The 17,428-nt window shown below is 33.4% G+C and carries 14 protein-coding genes and 4 pseudogenes; 15 read left to right on the plus strand and 3 right to left on the minus strand.

Annotated features, from left to right (window positions below; translation table 11 throughout):
* The 7 genes and pseudogenes from COO03_RS27310 to cesH form a co-directional block, all read left to right on the plus strand.
* A pseudogene (locus tag COO03_RS27310) lies at nucleotides 1-267 on the plus strand (hypothetical protein); the annotation flags it as partial.
* A gap of 354 nt (nucleotides 268-621) precedes the next feature.
* On the plus strand, nucleotides 622-1,806 hold the full coding sequence (locus COO03_RS06990; protein WP_097896286.1) for a 3D domain-containing protein: 1,185 nt from the start codon (nucleotides 622-624) through the stop codon (nucleotides 1,804-1,806).
* Between the two features lie 238 nt (nucleotides 1,807-2,044).
* Nucleotides 2,045-2,194: a helix-turn-helix domain-containing protein gene (locus tag COO03_RS27490; protein ID WP_230322566.1), complete on the plus strand. Its 150-nt coding sequence runs from the start codon at nucleotides 2,045-2,047 to the stop codon at nucleotides 2,192-2,194.
* A gap of 355 nt (nucleotides 2,195-2,549) precedes the next feature.
* Complete coding sequence (locus COO03_RS07000; protein ID WP_097896288.1) at nucleotides 2,550-4,277, plus strand: methyl-accepting chemotaxis protein; 1,728 nt, start codon at nucleotides 2,550-2,552, stop codon at nucleotides 4,275-4,277.
* Nucleotides 4,278-4,604: 327 nt separating this feature from the next.
* Nucleotides 4,605-4,922 carry a PadR family transcriptional regulator gene (locus tag COO03_RS07005; protein ID WP_097896289.1) on the plus strand — a complete coding sequence of 106 codons (318 nt, stop codon included), beginning with the start codon at nucleotides 4,605-4,607 and terminating at the stop codon, nucleotides 4,920-4,922.
* On the plus strand, nucleotides 4,909-5,472 hold the full coding sequence (locus COO03_RS07010) for a DUF2812 domain-containing protein (RefSeq protein WP_097896291.1): 564 nt from the start codon (nucleotides 4,909-4,911) through the stop codon (nucleotides 5,470-5,472). The genes COO03_RS07005 and COO03_RS07010 overlap by 14 nt, the downstream gene beginning before the upstream one ends.
* A gap of 3 nt (nucleotides 5,473-5,475) precedes the next feature.
* A pseudogene (gene cesH, locus COO03_RS07015) lies at nucleotides 5,476-5,811 on the plus strand (cereulide biosynthesis alpha/beta hydrolase CesH); the annotation flags it as partial.
* A gap of 500 nt (nucleotides 5,812-6,311) precedes the next feature.
* Here the strand turns inward: cesH and COO03_RS07020 are convergent.
* Nucleotides 6,312-6,857 (minus strand): helix-turn-helix domain-containing protein, encoded by a 546-nt coding sequence (locus COO03_RS07020; protein WP_097896293.1) that lies wholly within the window; start codon nucleotides 6,855-6,857, stop codon nucleotides 6,312-6,314.
* A gap of 153 nt (nucleotides 6,858-7,010) precedes the next feature.
* On the opposite strand from COO03_RS07020, the gene COO03_RS07025 reads away from it, so the two are divergent.
* From COO03_RS07025 to COO03_RS07060, 7 genes and pseudogenes are all read left to right on the plus strand, one after another.
* Nucleotides 7,011-8,372 (plus strand): D-serine ammonia-lyase, encoded by a 1,362-nt coding sequence (locus tag COO03_RS07025; RefSeq protein ID WP_097896295.1) that lies wholly within the window; start codon nucleotides 7,011-7,013, stop codon nucleotides 8,370-8,372.
* 423 nt (nucleotides 8,373-8,795) lie between these two features.
* Nucleotides 8,796-10,043: a DUF445 domain-containing protein gene (locus COO03_RS07030; protein ID WP_097896297.1), complete on the plus strand. Its 1,248-nt coding sequence runs from the start codon at nucleotides 8,796-8,798 to the stop codon at nucleotides 10,041-10,043.
* Nucleotides 10,044-10,303: 260 nt separating this feature from the next.
* Nucleotides 10,304-10,942 carry a response regulator transcription factor gene (locus tag COO03_RS07040; RefSeq protein WP_097896298.1) on the plus strand — a complete coding sequence of 213 codons (639 nt, stop codon included), beginning with the start codon at nucleotides 10,304-10,306 and terminating at the stop codon, nucleotides 10,940-10,942.
* 4 nt (nucleotides 10,943-10,946) lie between these two features.
* Entirely contained in the window at nucleotides 10,947-12,047 is a 1,101-nt protein-coding gene (locus COO03_RS07045; protein ID WP_097896300.1) for a sensor histidine kinase, read from the plus strand.
* A 136-nt stretch (nucleotides 12,048-12,183) separates the two neighbouring features.
* A pseudogene (locus COO03_RS07050) lies at nucleotides 12,184-13,122 on the plus strand (ATP-binding cassette domain-containing protein).
* Nucleotides 13,123-13,157: 35 nt separating this feature from the next.
* A complete protein-coding gene (locus tag COO03_RS07055; protein ID WP_097896301.1) occupies nucleotides 13,158-14,267 on the plus strand; it encodes an ABC transporter permease in 1,110 nt (369 codons plus the stop codon).
* Nucleotide 14,268: 1 nt separating this feature from the next.
* A complete protein-coding gene (locus tag COO03_RS07060; RefSeq protein ID WP_097896303.1) occupies nucleotides 14,269-15,414 on the plus strand; it encodes an ABC transporter permease in 1,146 nt (381 codons plus the stop codon).
* 48 nt (nucleotides 15,415-15,462) lie between these two features.
* Here the strand turns inward: COO03_RS07060 and COO03_RS28105 are convergent.
* Together COO03_RS28105 and COO03_RS28110 are read right to left on the minus strand one after the other, a co-directional pair.
* Nucleotides 15,463-15,680: pseudogene (locus tag COO03_RS28105) on the minus strand (acetyltransferase); the annotation flags it as partial.
* Complete coding sequence (locus COO03_RS28110) at nucleotides 15,610-15,831, minus strand: hypothetical protein (RefSeq protein WP_373605239.1); 222 nt, start codon at nucleotides 15,829-15,831, stop codon at nucleotides 15,610-15,612. The pseudogene COO03_RS28105 and the gene COO03_RS28110, both read right to left, overlap by 71 nt.
* Before the next feature lie 147 nt (nucleotides 15,832-15,978).
* On the opposite strand from COO03_RS28110, the gene cls reads away from it, so the two are divergent.
* Nucleotides 15,979-17,190, plus strand: a complete 1,212-nt coding sequence (gene cls, locus COO03_RS07070; RefSeq protein ID WP_097896304.1) for a cardiolipin synthase — start codon at nucleotides 15,979-15,981, stop codon at nucleotides 17,188-17,190.
* Nucleotides 17,191-17,428 lie beyond the last annotated feature (238 nt).

Below are 17,428 nucleotides of genomic sequence, written 5' to 3' on the forward strand. Positions count from 1 at the left end.
TTAATACAGGAATGCTTTTTTATAAAACGGAATGTTCATTCAAGAAGAAAAGAAGCCATTTTGATTGTTCTTTTTTCAAAATGGCTTCTTTTTATTTATTGTAAAATATGGGTTTGCGCGATACTTTTAATCAAATTTTATTTCAATGCAACACCATCAATTCGTGTGCCTGAAAAAAGTAGCTTCACTAAGGAGAAAGAATCATTTGTTTTTAACAAAACCCATAATATATATTCAGTTACTAAAAAAGAATTAATGGAGAAATAGTTACTCAACATTAATTTAATAAGGGTATTACAGGAAACTTGTAAATAAACGTATTTAAAGAGATGAGGACTTTAGTTGAAAAAACCATAAAAAATGATCAAACTTTATTATAAAAATTTAATAGATAACCATAAAGAAGACACCATTTTGATCAATCTTTTTTCAAAATGACGTTTTTTTATTTGCTGATAAATGAGAATTTGATAATCTTGGAGTAAAAGGAGCATCTATTAACAACAGTATATTAATTTATATTAATATACTGTTACAAATGTTTTGTTATTCTGTGAAATCTCCTAATATTATGGAAGAATTTGATATAATAGAAGTCAAAAAAACGCAATGGAGGCTATTATGAAAAAAATAATTGGCGCAGCAACAGTTCTTGGATTGGGAGCTTTTACAACATCTGTTACCGCGGAAACTATCGTAACAGCGGATGTACTCAACGTACGTGAAAAGCCAACAACGGAATCAAAAGTTGTAGATAAAGTAAAAGATGGACAAAAGTTAAATGTCATACATACTGAAGAAAGCTGGTCCAAAATTGAGTTAAATGGCAAAGAAGTATTTGTAAGTTCGGAGTTTACAAAAGATCTTTATCATGTAACAGCAAACTTGTTAAATGTACGTTCTGAAGCAAATACAGAATCAGAAGTTCTTGGCAGACTAAAAAAGGACGATGTAATTGAATCAACGCATCAAGTGAAAGATGGATGGCTACAATTTGAGTATAAAGGAAAAACAGCTTATGTAAATGTTTCTTTCTTATCAAGTACAGCACCAATTGAAAAGAAAGTTGAATCGAAAACGCAAGAAGTAGCAAAAACGAAAAAAGCAATGCAAGTGAAGGAAACAGCAAAAGTACAGGAAGCAGCAAAAGCGAAAGAGGAAGCAAAAGCACAGGAAGCAGCAAAAGTGAAAGAGGAAGCAAAAGTACAGGAAGCAGCAAAAGCGAAAGAGGAAGCGAAAGCACAAGAAACAGCAAAAGTGCAGGAAGCAGCGAAAGCACAAGAAACAGCAAAAGTGCAGGAAGCAGCAAAAGCGAAAGAGGAAGCAAAAGCACAGGAAGCAGCAAAAGCGAAAGAGGAAGCGAAAGCACAAGAAACAGCAAAAGTGCAGGAAGCAGTGAAAGCACAAGAAGCAGTAAAAGCGCAGGAAGCAACGAAAGCACAAGAAGCAGCAAAAGCGAAAGCGAAAGCACAAGAAGCATCTAAAAATAACACACAGTCGGGTAAACGTGAATTAACGGTTGTAGCGACAGCGTATACTGCTGATCCAAGTGAAAATGGTACATATGGTGGACGCGTATTAAGTGCGATGGGGCATGATTTAACGAAAAATCCGAATATGAGAATGATCGCAGTTGATCCGAAAGTAATTCCATTAGGATCAAAAGTATGGGTAGAAAATTATGGTGAAGCAATCGCTGGTGATACCGGTAGTGCAATAAAAGGTAATCGTATTGATGTTTTAGTAGGTTCAAAAAGTAAGGCTATGAATTGGGGAAGACAAACTGTTAAAGTAAAAGTTCTATGATAATCGTGGTTACCCAAATAGAAGTCAGATCTCTTTATTGAGACTGACTTCTATTTTTGAGTTAGTGCAACTCATTAAAAAAACTTGTTAATATGACTTAGGTATTTCAAGGGAAGTATTGCTAAACCAACACCAGAATTTTATAGAAAGTACACCGAATCAAGAAGGGATTGGACCTGAAACACATTGGGATACGCGTGTCCTTCAATACTTTTTAGAGGAGCGTTACCATGTTTCTATGTCTAGAGGTGGAATTTGCGACATGCTACACCGTTGGGGCTTTACTTACACAAGACCCATTTATCGTTTGAAAAAAGCAGATCCTCTGAAACAACAAAAGTTCTTACGAGAACTGAACTGGATAAAAAAAACTTATCGGAAGATATGATACTGTTCTATGAAGATGAAACACATATACGTGACTATCAAGCCCTACATACTTCCTGGTTTCTTCGTGGTGAATAAAAATAAATTCCTACATATGGACGCCATGCAAGTGTTACGTTATTTGGTGCAGTAAATATGTCAAATGGTTATTTACATTCAAATATTTCAAAACCTTCACACCAGAGCCATATTCAAAGATATAACTCACGATTCTTCTCAATCTCCAATTTTATTAACTATAAGTGCCTGAAGAAAAATACATTTATTTGAAAAAACGTATTTCCCTGTCGTTTTTTGTCATTTTATAATATATACTATATAACGTTATATCTAAATTTACAAAGGAGTGTGACTTAATTTTGTTATTAAAAAATAAAAAAATTGGAACAAAGTTGAACATCTTAATGATCATAGCTAGTATTGCATGTATTCTCTTATCAATTATAGGGGGTATCAGCTTAAAGAAGACAGGCGAAGCTTCTACAAGTATGTATGAAGAAAGATTGCTGCCAATTTACTGGATAGAGACTGTAGAATCTAATTTTCATTATGGTGCTAAAAATCTTATGGAACTTATGCTTACAACTGATGATAAAAGAAACAAAGAATTAGTAAGTAGAATGGATCAATTAAAGAATGAGAATCAGCAACTATTAAAAAAATATGAGTCTAAGATTACTTCACAAGAAGAAAAACAATTATATGCAGATTTTCAGAAAAATTATCAAGAGTTCAGAACGACAATAAATGAAGCACAAAATTTAGCGATGCAAAATAAAAACGAAGATGCTTATGCTTATTATTTAAAAGAAGTTGAGCCCGCTATACAAAAGTCAAGTGATAGTATTCAAGCACTCATTAATTATAATGTTAACCATGCAGAACAATTACAAAAAGATAATGTTAGCAACATGAAGAATATGGTACTAATCTTTATTATTATTTCAGTTATAGTGACTGCGGTTATTATGTTTATTGGATATATCATTAAAACATCTATTCACCGTCCAATTACGTTATTACAGCATGATATGAAAGAAGTAGCAGATGGGAATTTAGTAATACGTACTTCTTATGAAGCAAATGATGAATTAGGAAATATTGTTACTTCTTTTAATCATATGTTAGACAATTTGCAACAACTAATTGAGAAAATAAAGGTAACAACACATGAGGTTACTTCCTCGACTGATTGTATGTTGCAAAATACAAAACAGGCATCTCAAATCTCTAACGAAGCTGTTCAAACGATTCATGAAGTGAACAAACAAATAGTAGGGCAAGTTACGAGTATTCAAGAAAGCTCAACAGCAATGAATGACGTAGCAAATGGAGTTCAAACAGTGGCTGAATCTGCATCAACTGTTGCTGAAGTGTCTGTTATTACAACTGATCGTGTGGATAGTGGAAGTGAAGTAATCAAGCAATCCATTACTCAAATGAATAATGTACATAAAGCTGTGGAAGAAACATCTACAATGATAGAACGTCTTGTGATGCGTACGCAAGATATAGATAAAGCTTTAAACGCTATTACGAATATTGCGGAACAAACAAACTTGCTTGCTTTAAATGCTGCAATTGAAGCAGCACGTGCAGGGGAAAATGGAAAAGGTTTTGCAGTTGTTGCAGCTGAAGTGCGAGATTTAGCTGAACAATCCAAGCAATCCGCACATGAAATTAATGATTTAATTAAATCAATTCAACAAGATACAAAAGATACTGTTCAAATTATGAGAAAAGGTCAAGAAGAAGCGGAACAAGGAAGAAATGCTGCTAATGAAGCAGACGAAGCCTTTTCAACAATCATGAAAGATATTCATAAGATAACAAGACAAATCCAAGAAGTATCAGCTACGACAGAAGAAATGTCTGCTGGAACGGAAGAAATTAACGCTTCATTATCAGTAGTATCAGAAACGTCTACAAGGGTAGCAAAAGATACGGATCAAACCGTACAAGCAATTCAAACACAAGCATCATCCATTACAGAAATAACGAATCAATCCATGCAAATAAGGAACAAAATTGAAGAATTAGAAGGATTGATTTCACAATTTAAAATTGATGAATCAAAACAATAGTAAAAAGAATTTACAAATGTTGGTTTGGAATGAAGTTGTCCTGGTTATAAGAAAGTCGTACCGTTTATAAAAAAGATGTACTGTTTGTAAAAAAGTACGATCAAAAAAACTGCTTGAAATGCAGGTTTTTTCTTGTTCAACAATCGGGCCATTTAATTGAATAAGACTACACAAAAAGTCGCTTTCCCTTACGTAAGGAAAGCGACTTTTTAGATTGATTTTTCCCTTGTTATCAAGCTTTTTACTTTAAGTTCCTTTGACTAACTTTGAAAATGTTGTTGACTATTCAGTTGAACTACATAGTCGAACTGAATAGAGGGTGAGGATATGAAACATAAATTATTACCGTTGTCTGAAACCATGCATTATATTTTATTAGCTATGCGTGAGCCACTCCATGGCTATGCCGTAATGCAGAAGATAGAAAAGATAAGTAACGGTACTGTTATTTTAGCAGCTGGTACATTATACGGTGCGATTGAAAACTTGAATAAGCATGGTTGGATCGAAGCTGTTGGAGAGTCAGGTCGGAGAAAAGTTTATATGATAACTGCAGAAGGAAGCGCCATTTTGAAAATGGAACAAAACAGGTTATTGCATATTTTATCCCTGTACGAAGGAAGTGAATCGAATGAAGAAATTTAAGATGTTTTTTGATATTGAAAAAGAGGAGCAATGGCTGAACGAGCAATTACAAAAAGGATATCGTTGTACAAATATTAGTGGATTAGGAATATACACTTTCGAAAAAACCGACAAGAGATATGTGATGCGACTGGATTATCAAGATTATTTATCAAAGAAAAAGTTCGAAGATTACAAAGGGATATATGAAGACCTCGGTTGGATTTATATAAATGGCTCCTGGCTTGGTGGGGTTTATTGGCAAAAAGAAGATGATAAGCAAAATGAAATCTTCTCGGACCGCCAATCAAAGGGTAATTATTATAAAAGATTAATGGGTTATTCATTTATGTTGGGTATGCTGTGTTTGGCTTCATCTTATATGCCTTACAAGGATTCGGGATTATATCATGAAGGTCTTTGGAGTATGAAAGGTTCATTATTTTGGAAAGCATTTTTATTTGAAACTCCATTTGTCCTTTTGAAGTTGTTTCCCGCACTTCTGGTTGTTTTTTTGGGTAGCAGTTTCTATAAAGCTTATCGAAAGTATTCAATGTTAAAAGAAAAATAATGCGAGGAGTATTTTAATCTTTATTATCAAGAAAGTCTACAAATAAACAAAGACGCTTTTTTAAGGGTTATGAATGAAAATTCTTCATTTAAAATACCTAAAACATTCAGGAAATACCCACACAATATATTAGTTACTGTTGGTGAAAAAGAGAAAAAAATAATGAAGGATTCAATGAAGGAGATTATGGCTAACAATCCCAATTGTCAAGGAGTTATCATTCCTAAGATTGGTCATGGGATACCTTTAGCAGATCCAAAGCTCTTTAATAAGATGTTAGAAGAATGGTTAGATAGTAATTTAATTATAGGTGAAGTGAAATTGGTATCTAATAATTGAAAATTTAGGTCTTTAATGTGCATTCACCATTTTATGATTTTGATTTACTTATATCCGTTGTAGAGTTTCCTACTTATTAACTAACTGGGGCGTTCGCTCGGTAAGAATTAAACAACTTTATTATCTTTTTTATGAATGAAATTGTATAGAACAATCTGGTATTAAACAACTTTAAAAAGCCTTATTACATTTTATTTAGCAAGGCTCTTATTTTTTTATAGCAAAATTAAGCAAATTTGTTATCGATTTACAATAAGAATATCTTTGCTTTTGTTGAAGTTTAATAGTATCATTCGTGAATAGCGAGATAGCGAAGTAAAACCAGAGGTACATATTCCTCTGGTTGATTTAAAATAAAGTCTGATAAAATTATAATATCAAGATCTAAATCATAAAAAATAAAGGGGAATACATATTAGTATAGATAATATGTATTCCCCTTTTACTTCTTATTCACCAAACAAACCCGATTGTTGGGTAACATCTTACATGTATCTACATTAAAATACAGGTGGGGTAACAGAAAATAAGACGACTGCATTTTGATCAAAATTATTTTCCCATTTATGTTTCAAATATGCTGGTATTTTCACACTATCACCAGCTTCTAATACATATTCTTCTTCATCCAAATACACCTTAATCTTTCCTTCTAAAATAAATGCTACTTCTTCTCCTTTATGTTCTAGAGGATTTTCTGACGAAGAAGTATTCGGAGGCAGATTCATAATCGCTGTTGCCAAATTCCCTGTAAAATCAGGTGACAATAACTCATAAGACAAATTATCAATAATCATTTTTTTTCGTTTACTAGATCTGACTATCAAATCATCCGTTTTTGTTTCTTCAAGTAAAAAACTAAAAGTTGGAACATCCAGAGCTTTAGCTAAGACCTTCAGTGTTTGAATAGAAGGATTAGCTGACCCTCTCTCAATTTGACTTAACATTGAAGGAGTAATTTCAGCTAATTTTGCTAACTCTCTACTATTTAATCCCTTAATTTTTTTATATTTTTCAATCTTCTTTCCGATGTCTATATTTTCCATAACTCATACTCCTTAATAAAAAATATTTAATTTGATTTAAATAAATTAAATTAAAATTAACATAAAGATAATTGTGTGTTAAACTGTATTAAAATTTATTTAATTATAATTTATTATGAAACTTGCTACAAGAAAATGAGGAGGATTGGACCAATGAAGGGGATTGAAAATGAAAATATACAAACATGGAAAGATAAATACCCGTTATTAAATAATCTTATTTCGATGGAAGAAGTATTTTGGATTAATCCTAATATCGAAAAATTTGAAACAGGAATGAAAAGTTCTCCCCTTACTCAAGAGGATGTAAAGGATGCCGAGGAGAGATTGAAACGTTTTGCGCCATATATCGCTAAGGTTTTCCCTGAAACAAAAGGAACAAATGGTATTATAGAATCTCCTTTAGTGAGAGTGCCTTCTATGAAACGTTCTTTAGAACAGAATTATGAGCAACCTATATTAGGAGAATTATTATTAAAATGTGATAGCCACCTTCCAATATCGGGATCGATTAAAGCAAGAGGAGGAATTTATGAAGTTCTGAAACATGCGGAAAAATTAGCTATTCAGCATCAAATGTTAACGGTGCAAGATGATTATTCAATTTTAGATAGTGATCGTTTTCGAAGCTTTTTCGCAGAGTATTCCATTGCGGTAGGATCAACTGGAAATTTAGGACTTAGTATAGGCATCATGAGTGCAAAGTTAGGCTTTAATGTGACTGTTCATATGTCAGCTGATGCGAAACAATGGAAAAAGGATTTGCTAAGAAGTAAAAATGTAACCGTGATTGAATATGAAGCGGATTATAGTAAAGCGGTAGAAGAAGGGCGTTTGCAAGCAAATGCAGATCCTAGCTGCTATTTTGTCGATGATGAAAATTCTCATGATTTGTTTTTAGGATACTCTGTGGCAGCATCTCGTTTACAAAAACAACTAGAAGAGTTAGAGATCACAGTAGATGAAGATCATCCTTTATTCGTTTACCTTCCATGCGGGGTAGGTGGTGGGCCTGGAGGAGTAGCATTTGGTTTAAAGCTATTATATAAAGACAATGTCCATTGCTTCTTTGCAGAGCCTACTCATTCTCCATGTATGTTACTTGGCCTAATGACTGGGCTTCATGATAAAATTGCTGTCCAAGATATTGGTATTGATAATGTGACAGACGCGGATGGACTTGCTGTAGGGAGACCGTCTGGATTTGTAGGGAAAACGATGGAACCTTTTTTAAGTGGGAATTACACAGTTAGCGACGAGCAGTTGTATAAGCTGTTAAAGGAACTTGCTGATGCAGAGAAGATTTATTTAGAACCTTCTGCACTAGCAGGTATGATCGGACCAATGAAATTATGTAAAGAGGGAAAAGAATATTTACAGAAGTATAATGTAACGGAAAAAATGAATAAAGGTACACACATCGTTTGGGGAACTGGTGGTAGCATGGTTCCTAAAGAAGTGATGATGCAATATTATCAAAAGGGATTAAATTTAGCGCTAGAAGAAGAGAAGTAATGTAAGATGAGGCATGAAGCCTCATCTTTTTAATTTAAACACGATTACTAACCTTTGAGAAGGAGTAGATGGAAATCGGTATATATACATCAATTAAAAACCAACATATTTTAGGTGGGAGAGAGCATCTGGCCATGCATAGAAGCGGTTAGGGCCTTTTTCTGCCANNACAGAAAGAGCAAACGAGTGTAGGCTATATTTTATTATGCATAGCAGGGATTTAGATATCGAAAAATTAAAAAGGATTTATATAACTTGCTACATATTCACTTATTCGTTCTAGCGAATACTAAAATTCTTTGTTATTTTTAACGAGGTTCTTTATAGTATAGATATAAGCTTTTTCAAGATATACAAGGTTACTAATATGAATTAAATACAATTAAGAAGCTTCATTTTACATAACAAGAGGGTGTGTATACAATGTCATTACAGTCAAAATATTTAGCGGGTATTTCACTTGGGGTTATGGGGGTAGGTTTTGCAGCAACAATCCCTTTTCAAGGAGCGGTAGCAGGGGAGATTATACAAGGTGGATTTGAGGCTGGATTAGTTGGTGGACTTGCCGATTGGTTTGCGGTTACAGCTTTATTTCGTCATCCGATGGGTATTCCCATTCCGCATACAGCTTTATTACCTAAAAACCGGAAACGGGTTACAAAAGGACTCATTTCTACATTAGAGAATGAGTGGTTGACGAAGGAAAGTATCACAAATAAAGTGAAAGAAATGCAGTTAGCACAAATGGTATTACAGGTTGCTGAGAGAGAGTTGCAATCCGATAGCGTGAAGAAAGGGATTGTTACAATTGCTGAAAAGGCGATTCTTCAAATTGATACCGAAAAGCTAGCTACTGTAATTGAAAAAGAATTAAAAACATATTTGCATACGATTAATACAGGAAACATATTGGAAATCCTTATTAATCAATTAGTTGTACAAGAATATGATGAAAAAACGCTTGATTACATGTTGGTAAAAGCGAAAGAATGGACAGCTCAAGATGAAGCTCGTTATCAGCTTGGAAGTTTAGGTATGAAAGCAATGGAAAATATAAAAGTGGATGGATTTTTGCAGTTTACTCTTAAATCTTTCATGAATATTGTAGATGAAGAGAAAATCGGAAACATTTTGCAGAAGTTTGTGATTAGTAATATTAGTAGTTTGCAAAATCCAGATAATAGTACAAGACAACTTATATTAATGAAAATTCGCCAAGAACTTATTAATGTGAAGGGGAATGAATCGGTATTACAGGAATTGGAGAATTGGAAAGAAAGCTGGATTACAAATTGGAATGCTGCTGACAAAATAAAAGAATTGCTAGGACAAGCACAGGAAAGAGCAGTGGCTTTTATTAAAAAAGAAGAGTTTGCAGATCAATATCTTCATCCATTTTTAACAAAGCAAATGAACAAAGTGAAAGAAGACCCAGTAACAGTTCAAAAAATAGAAGATTGGTTGCAAAAGCAAATTGTAAACCTTGTTGAAAATAATCATTCTAAAATCGGAAAGCTTGTACAAGAAAATCTTGATAAGCTAGACGATCAAACATTGATCGAAATGATTGAAAATAACCTCGGTAAAGATTTGCAATGGATCCGTGTGAATGGTGCTGTTTGTGGCTTTATAATTGGATTGGTTTTAGAAGGAATTAAAGCACTTATATAGGAAAGAACCTTCCATATGATATGAAATCCATGTGGAAGGTTTTTTAGTATCCGAAGAAATTTCTACTTCAATTATATAGACGTAAGACATGATTAGTGACCCTACATATATGTAAAAAACATAATAATATATTTTAAGAGAGGAAACTACTTCAAAAACGTGTAAAAAAATAGTTTCGGGAAGTATATAATGAGCAATAGGGAGATGTTACATGGAGAAAGGATGTGAATGTTAGTAGGGGAATTTCCGTACTAACAAGCATGAAAATAAAAATATTAATAGCTGATGATAACTCTTTTATTAGAGAAGGCATGAAGATTATTTTAAGTACATACGAAGAATTTGAAGTGTTAGAAACAGTAAATGATGGGAAAGAGGCTCTAGATTATTGCAAAAAACATGATGTAGATATTGCGCTTTTAGATGTCCGTATGCCAAATATGAATGGCGTAGAGGCGACAAAGTTAATTTGTGAGGAGACAAAAGCGAAGCCGCTTATTTTAACGACATTTGATGATGATGAGTATATTTTGGAGGCAGTAAAGAAAGGAGCGAAAGGTTATTTACTGAAAAATAACGACCCGGAGCGCATTCGTGATGCGATAAAAGGAGTATATAACGGGCAAACTGTTATGCAAGACGTAGTGCTTGATAAAATTAAGTGTAACTTGCTGGAAAATAAAGAAGAGGAGTCAAAAATAGATAAGACTCTTTTCACAGAGAGGGAACTTAGTATTATAGCATTAATTGCAAAAGGTTTCTCTAATAAAGAAATTTCAAAGCAGCTCTTCATATCAGAAGGAACAATTGCAAATTATATTACGTCTATTCTAGGGAAAACGGGTCTTGAGCATCGTACGCAAATCGCGATTTACTATTTAACAGGGAAAGTAGATTAATGATATGGAATTTTGGTTAACTTTAAGTAAATTTATTGTTTTTTTATATATTGTGTTCAGCTATATTCATTTAAATGTTACGAACTTACCGTGGATTATACTTACTTTGCTTATATATCTTTCTATAAATGTGATGATTTCTATATTAAAAAAAGATACGTACAATAAGGTTTTAATCTGCGTGTCAGTTGGCGTAATCATACTGTTTACGTGGAAGATTCATCCGTTTTTTATTTTGTTTTTACCTTTGAACTTATATGAAATTGCAAATTATTATATAGAAAAGAAATGGTTAATCTTTTTCATTATGATCCTTCCTATTATTTTTATAGGTGAAGGTATTCAAATGACGTATGGACTTATTAGTACATTTTGTTTTTTTTCCTTAACGATGGCCCACCGCTATATAGCACGATTATTAAAACTCGAAATGCAAAATGATAAAATGAGAAAAGACATACAAAGACTTACGAAAAATTTAAATGAAAATAAAGATTACATAAGGCAATCAGAATACACATTTAAGTTAGAGGAGAGAAATCGATTATCTCAAGAAATTCATGATAAAATTGGTCACTCGATGACGGGTGCACTTATTCAAATGGAAGCAGCGAAGAGATTAATGGAAATAGATAAAGTGAAATCTGCTGAGTTATTACAAAATGCAATTCATATTTCGAAAGACGGCATTGAAAGCATTCGGATTACATTAAAAAATATGAAGCCACCAACAGAGCAAATTGGCATTCATCGTATGAAATTATTCATAGAGGAATTTTCCAGTAAGCATGATGTAAACATTCCTTTCGTATATAAAGGGAATTTAGATATGATTTCTCCAATCCAGTGGAAAATTATCGGTGAAAATGTTACGGAGGCGTTAACAAATGCGATGAAATACGCTGATGCGACAGCCATCTCAATAGATATTCATGTACTTAATAAAATGGTGAAAGTACAAGTGAAGGATAATGGAAAAGGTGAAACTCTCGTTAAAAAAGGTCTCGGTATTATGGGGATGGAGGAGAGAACAGCGTCTGTAAACGGTAAAATTATTGTAGATGGGACAAGTGGTTTTTCAATAACAATGTTGTTGCCGATATAAGGGAATGGGACGGGGATGAATCATCTCATATGAAAAAAGTGAATAATCTCATGTGAAAAGAATGAACTTCTGCACTGAGCAGGTTCATTCTTTTTGTTTATAATAACAGCAGAGAAACCGAAATAGGGGTGAAATAATGAATACATTGGAAATTAAAAATTTAACGAAAAAATTTGGTGATTTCATCGCGGTAGATAATATGTCTTTATCTATTAAAGAAGGAGAAATATTTGGATTTTTAGGATCGAATGGTGCTGGTAAGAGTACAACGATAAATATGATTGCTGGGCTGTTAAGAAGTAATGAAGGTGAAATCAGCATACTAGGAAAAAATATAAAGAAAAATAATCGATTTGCGAAAATGAACATCGGTATTGTTCCACAAGATATAGCAATATATGAAGAGCTAACCGCCTATGAAAATGTGAAATTCTTTGCTGGATTGTACGGACTAAGAGGAGCTGAACTAAAAGCGAGAGTAGAGGAAGCACTTCAATTTGTGGGGCTTAGTGATAAACATAAAAGCTACCCGAAAAACTTTTCTGGCGGGATGAAAAGAAGGCTGAATATCGCTTGTGCAATCGCTCATAGACCGAAGTTAATTATTATGGATGAACCGACAGTTGGAATTGATCCGCAGTCAAGAAATTATATCCTTCAGTCTGTCCGGAAATTAAATGAAATGGGAAGCACCATTATTTATACGAGTCACTACATGGAAGAAGTAGAAGAGATTTGTACGAAAATAGCAATTGTAGATCACGGTAAAGTAATTGCAGAAGGAACGAAAGAACAGTTAAAAGCGATTATTACAGATACGAAAGACATTTGGATTGAAGTGAAGTCAGTAGAAAATCTAGACGTTGAAAAATTAAAAGAGATAAACGGTGTGAAAGCTGTTCAAATTGAAGAGAACGTAATTAAAGTAAATTCTGATGCAGGATAAAATAATTTAAATAAAATTATTCAACACTTTATTAATCATGACATTGAAATTCGCTCGTTAGAGGAGCAGGCTCCGAATTTAGAAACGGTATTCCTTACATTGACCGGAAGAAACTTACGAGATAAATAAAGTGATTTTAAGAATAGAAAAGGGAGGTTCATCGATTGAACATCTTCAATATTGCAGTTATGCACATTAAAAGAGATTTCAGGGACGTAAGAACTTTAGTTTTTATGTTAGCATTTCCGATTGTGCTTATGCTTGTATTAGGAACAGCGTTAAGTAACGCATTTAATAGCGATAGTCATTCGATTAAAGATATACAAGTGCTTTATAAAGATGAAGCGAGTAGCATGTTTTCTCAATCATTTGAAGAATTTACTAAAGAGGTCGATAAATCGGGAATCCATTTTAAAAAAGCTTCCGAAGGTATAGATGAGAAAGAAGAAGTGAAGCAAAATAAATATGCTGCATATGTAGAATTGAATAAAGATGGTGCGAAATTTTATGGAAGCGACAGAAGTAGTATTGAAGGAAGTATTGTTGAAGGAATGCTTACGACATTTGTTGATAAGTACAATGTAGCAGTTGAAGTTGCAAAAATAGATCCAAGTAAGGTTAGCTTAGTTATTTCAAACGGAAATCATAATGATTATATTAAAGAAACATCTTTACAAGCTGCTAAAAAACCAGGTTCTATGGATTACTTTGCGGTTGTAATGACGACAATGATTGCACTGTATGCTGCAATGGGGGCGAGTTTTTTAATTCGAGGAGAACGAATACGTAAAACAGGGGATCGTTTAATTGCAGCACCTATAAGTAAGGCTGAAATTTTCATTGGGAAAGTGCTGGGTAGTCTTGTAGCAAATGCACTTTGTCTATTACTCATCGTTTTATTTAGTAAATTTGTTTTTCAAGCGAATTGGGGCGACCATCTTGGAATCATATTTATTATTTTACTAACAGAAGTATTTCTAGCAATTAGCTTCGGTTTAGGAATCGGATATATTACAAAAACAGGTGAGGCATCTAGAGCGATTATTATGGTTGTTGTGCAATTAGCTTCTATTTTTGGCGGTGCTTATTTCGTAGTGGAAGAAAATGTTGTTACGAATTTATCGCCATTAACGTGGGCCAACACAGCCATTATGAAAATTATTTATGCAAATGACATAGGGGCGGCGCTACCGGTAATATCTTTAAACCTCGGAATTTCAGCACTCTTTTTATTAATTGCGATTATTGCATTACGTAGACGGGAGGGGCTATAGTATGAAAGATATTTTATGGCTCATACAAAAAACGTTATCTGTACTTCTGAAAAATAAAAAAGGGTTACTAATCATTATTAGCTTGCCGATAATAGGAACGCTCATCTCCTTTTCGATATATGGAAATGTAGGGCAAGGAACGTTAAATATCGGGGTTATAAATAAAGAAAATCAGCCTATAGCAAATGATACAGTGAAATTTTTAGAAGGATTAAATCATGTAAATGTAAGTAAAGTTAAGGAGTCTGAAGTAGAAGATAAACTCACTTCAAAAAAACTTGATGGTGTTATTACATTAGAGTCCGGTTTTTCGGAAAGTGTTCTAGAAGGGAAACCGAGCCATATTGAGATTTCATCGATTAAAGGCGATCAAGTAACGGGGTTTATAAAATCATATTTATATAACTATGTTGATAACATCGCTGCGATTAGTAAAGTGGCAGGTGCGGATCAAAGTACGTTTAATAATATGTATGCAGGGTATCAAAAAAGTTCATTTAAAGTAAAGTCTGAGACACTTGAAGATACTTCGAAAAATAAGGATATGACAAATCAAACGATTGGTTATCTTATCATGTTTATGCTATTTTCAGCGGCGAACTTATCAGGATTTATTTTAAAAGAAAAAGAGAACAGAACGTATTTTAGATTATTATCGACACCAATAGATGGAAAGAAATTTATATTATCTAATGTCGCGGTGAATATGATTATATTAACAGTGCAAATTGTAATTGCAGTATTATTTATGACGAATGTTTTTCATACGAATATAAATATGCCTTTCACAGTGATGATTGGTGTACTCATGATATTTGCTTTAATCGCAATTGGTTTGTCTTTAGTAATTGTATCTTTTGCGAAAAATTCAACTGCTTCAAATGCGATGCAAAATGTCGTTATTGTACCGACATGTTTATTAGCGGGATGTTATTTTCCATATGATATCATGCCGAAAACAGTACAAAAAATAGCTGATTTTTTACCGCAACGCTGGCTAATGGACACGATTTCGAAATTGCAGCAAGGAATTCCGTTTTCAGAGTTGTATTTAAATATTTTAATCTTATTCGCCTTTGCAATAGCATTCTTCTTAATTGCGATTTATAAGTTTGGGCGGAATAATGATGCGAGGAATTTTATTTAATAGAAAGGATGCGGTATGATGCCGCATCCTTTTTTATGTGTTAGTAAATTAAAGTATCCTTTGTAATATGGATTGCTTTTATATAAAACTTCATTATGAGAGCCATGCACTATATATTTCTCACCATCTAAAAGGAAAACGCTATTCGTAATGGTATTTCCATCACCTAATTTTGTAAGAATATCTCCTACAACTTTACCATCTGCCCATATTATTTTGGAATGTGAGGGGATCACTTGTAAATATTGAATCGTTTCTTTCGTATCCCATATTTTCTAACATCATGATGAAAGGCCCATATACAAATGTAGCTAATCCGAAGCTCCAATTACCTGTACCCGGAATAATAACATTGCTCATAGAACTAAAAAGTCCCGGAACAAAGACGATGGGTCGTTTTCTTTTATTGGTTTTCATAGTCTCCACCTCTTTATATGGATATTTTTCTCATAACAATGGCTGAACATAAAGCTGTATGTAAGGAAAGTGAATGAAATAAGCATTAAAATCAGATTTTGTTGAAGACTACATAAAATAGATGACTTTGAGTGGAAGGAAACTGAGATGGTGAAAAAAATACTACGTGTTACTGCTATTATCATTAGCATAGTGATTCTCCTTGTGATTTGGATGCATATTGACGTAACACTGGGAAGAAAAATAGAAGCTGAGAAAAATCGCTTGAAGGAATATGCTCCTCATTATAGTGATTTTCAATTATATGTAGAGGGGGAATCACTATATCGTCAGCTCTTTTCTGATATAAAAGGAGCGAAAAATTCTATATTCACTTATTTCTATATTATTTCGGATGATAAAAGCAGCCATACGTTTTTAAATTTATTAAAGGAAAAGGCGAAAGAAGGGGTAGAAGTATATTTATCAATTGATTGGATTAACGATCTATCTTTTGAAAGAAAGTTAAAAGATGAATTGCAGGCAAGTGGCGTTCATTTTACGTATAGTAGAAAACCGGAATTTCCATTCTTTTTTTATTCGCTTCATCACCGGAATCATCGCCGCATTACAACAATAGATGGAAAAGTGGGTTATACTGGAGGTTTCAACATAGGTGATGAGTACTTAGGAAAAGACAAGCGTTTCGGATACTGGAGAGATTATCATGTACGAGTACAGGGAGAGGGAGTAACGGATTTAGAAGAGCAATTTGCATTAGATTGGAAACGGGACACTTCAGAAGAAATGAAGCAGACAGTTCAGCGAGCAGTTAAAGGAAACACGTTACATACTATGTTTAGTTATAATGGTCATGGGGTTATTGCGAAATATATTTCTCTCATAAATCAGGCCAAACATTCTATTGTGATTGCTACACCGTATTTTATACCGCGAGATCAAAAACTCATGGATGCATTAATTCAGGCTCGAAAGCGTGGTGTATCTGTAAAAATACTTTGGTCTTATAAACCAGATGTACCTCTTATTAAAGAAGCGGCGTATCCGTATATTCGTCAATCTGTCGAGAATGGGATTACAGTATATGGTTATAAAAAGGGGATGTTCCATGGGAAGTTAATACTTATTGATAATGAAACAACCATTATTGGTACAACAAACTTTACTTCGCGAAGCTTTCATATAAATGATGAAATGGATTTGTATATACATGGTGGTTCCATTATTAAAGAAGTGAATGACGCATTAGTACAAGATTTTCATGATTCAAAAGAAATGACAACAGCCTTTTTTGAATCATTATCTTTTTTTGAGCGTTGTAAGGAGAAAGTAGTAAGGTTGTTTAGTTTTTACTTATAAGAAGTGGGTGGCGATAGGAAAGGGATACGGTAGGATGTCGTATCCTTTTTTTATGAATGTGAAAAGGAGATGATAGTATTTTGTATTTTTAGGTTTACTTGCCTTTTTCTTCTTGATATTGTTTTGGTATGAAACACAATATTTTAATATGGAGAGGTGCCTGTGAAATGTGGTGTGGTGTTTAATGATGAGGAATATATTTAAATTCATTACGGTCTTTATATATATGGTATTGTAC

Origin of the sequence: Bacillus sp. AFS098217 (genome assembly GCF_002551815.1) — a bacterium.
Classification (GTDB): Bacteria; Bacillota; Bacilli; order Bacillales; family Bacillaceae_G; genus Bacillus_A.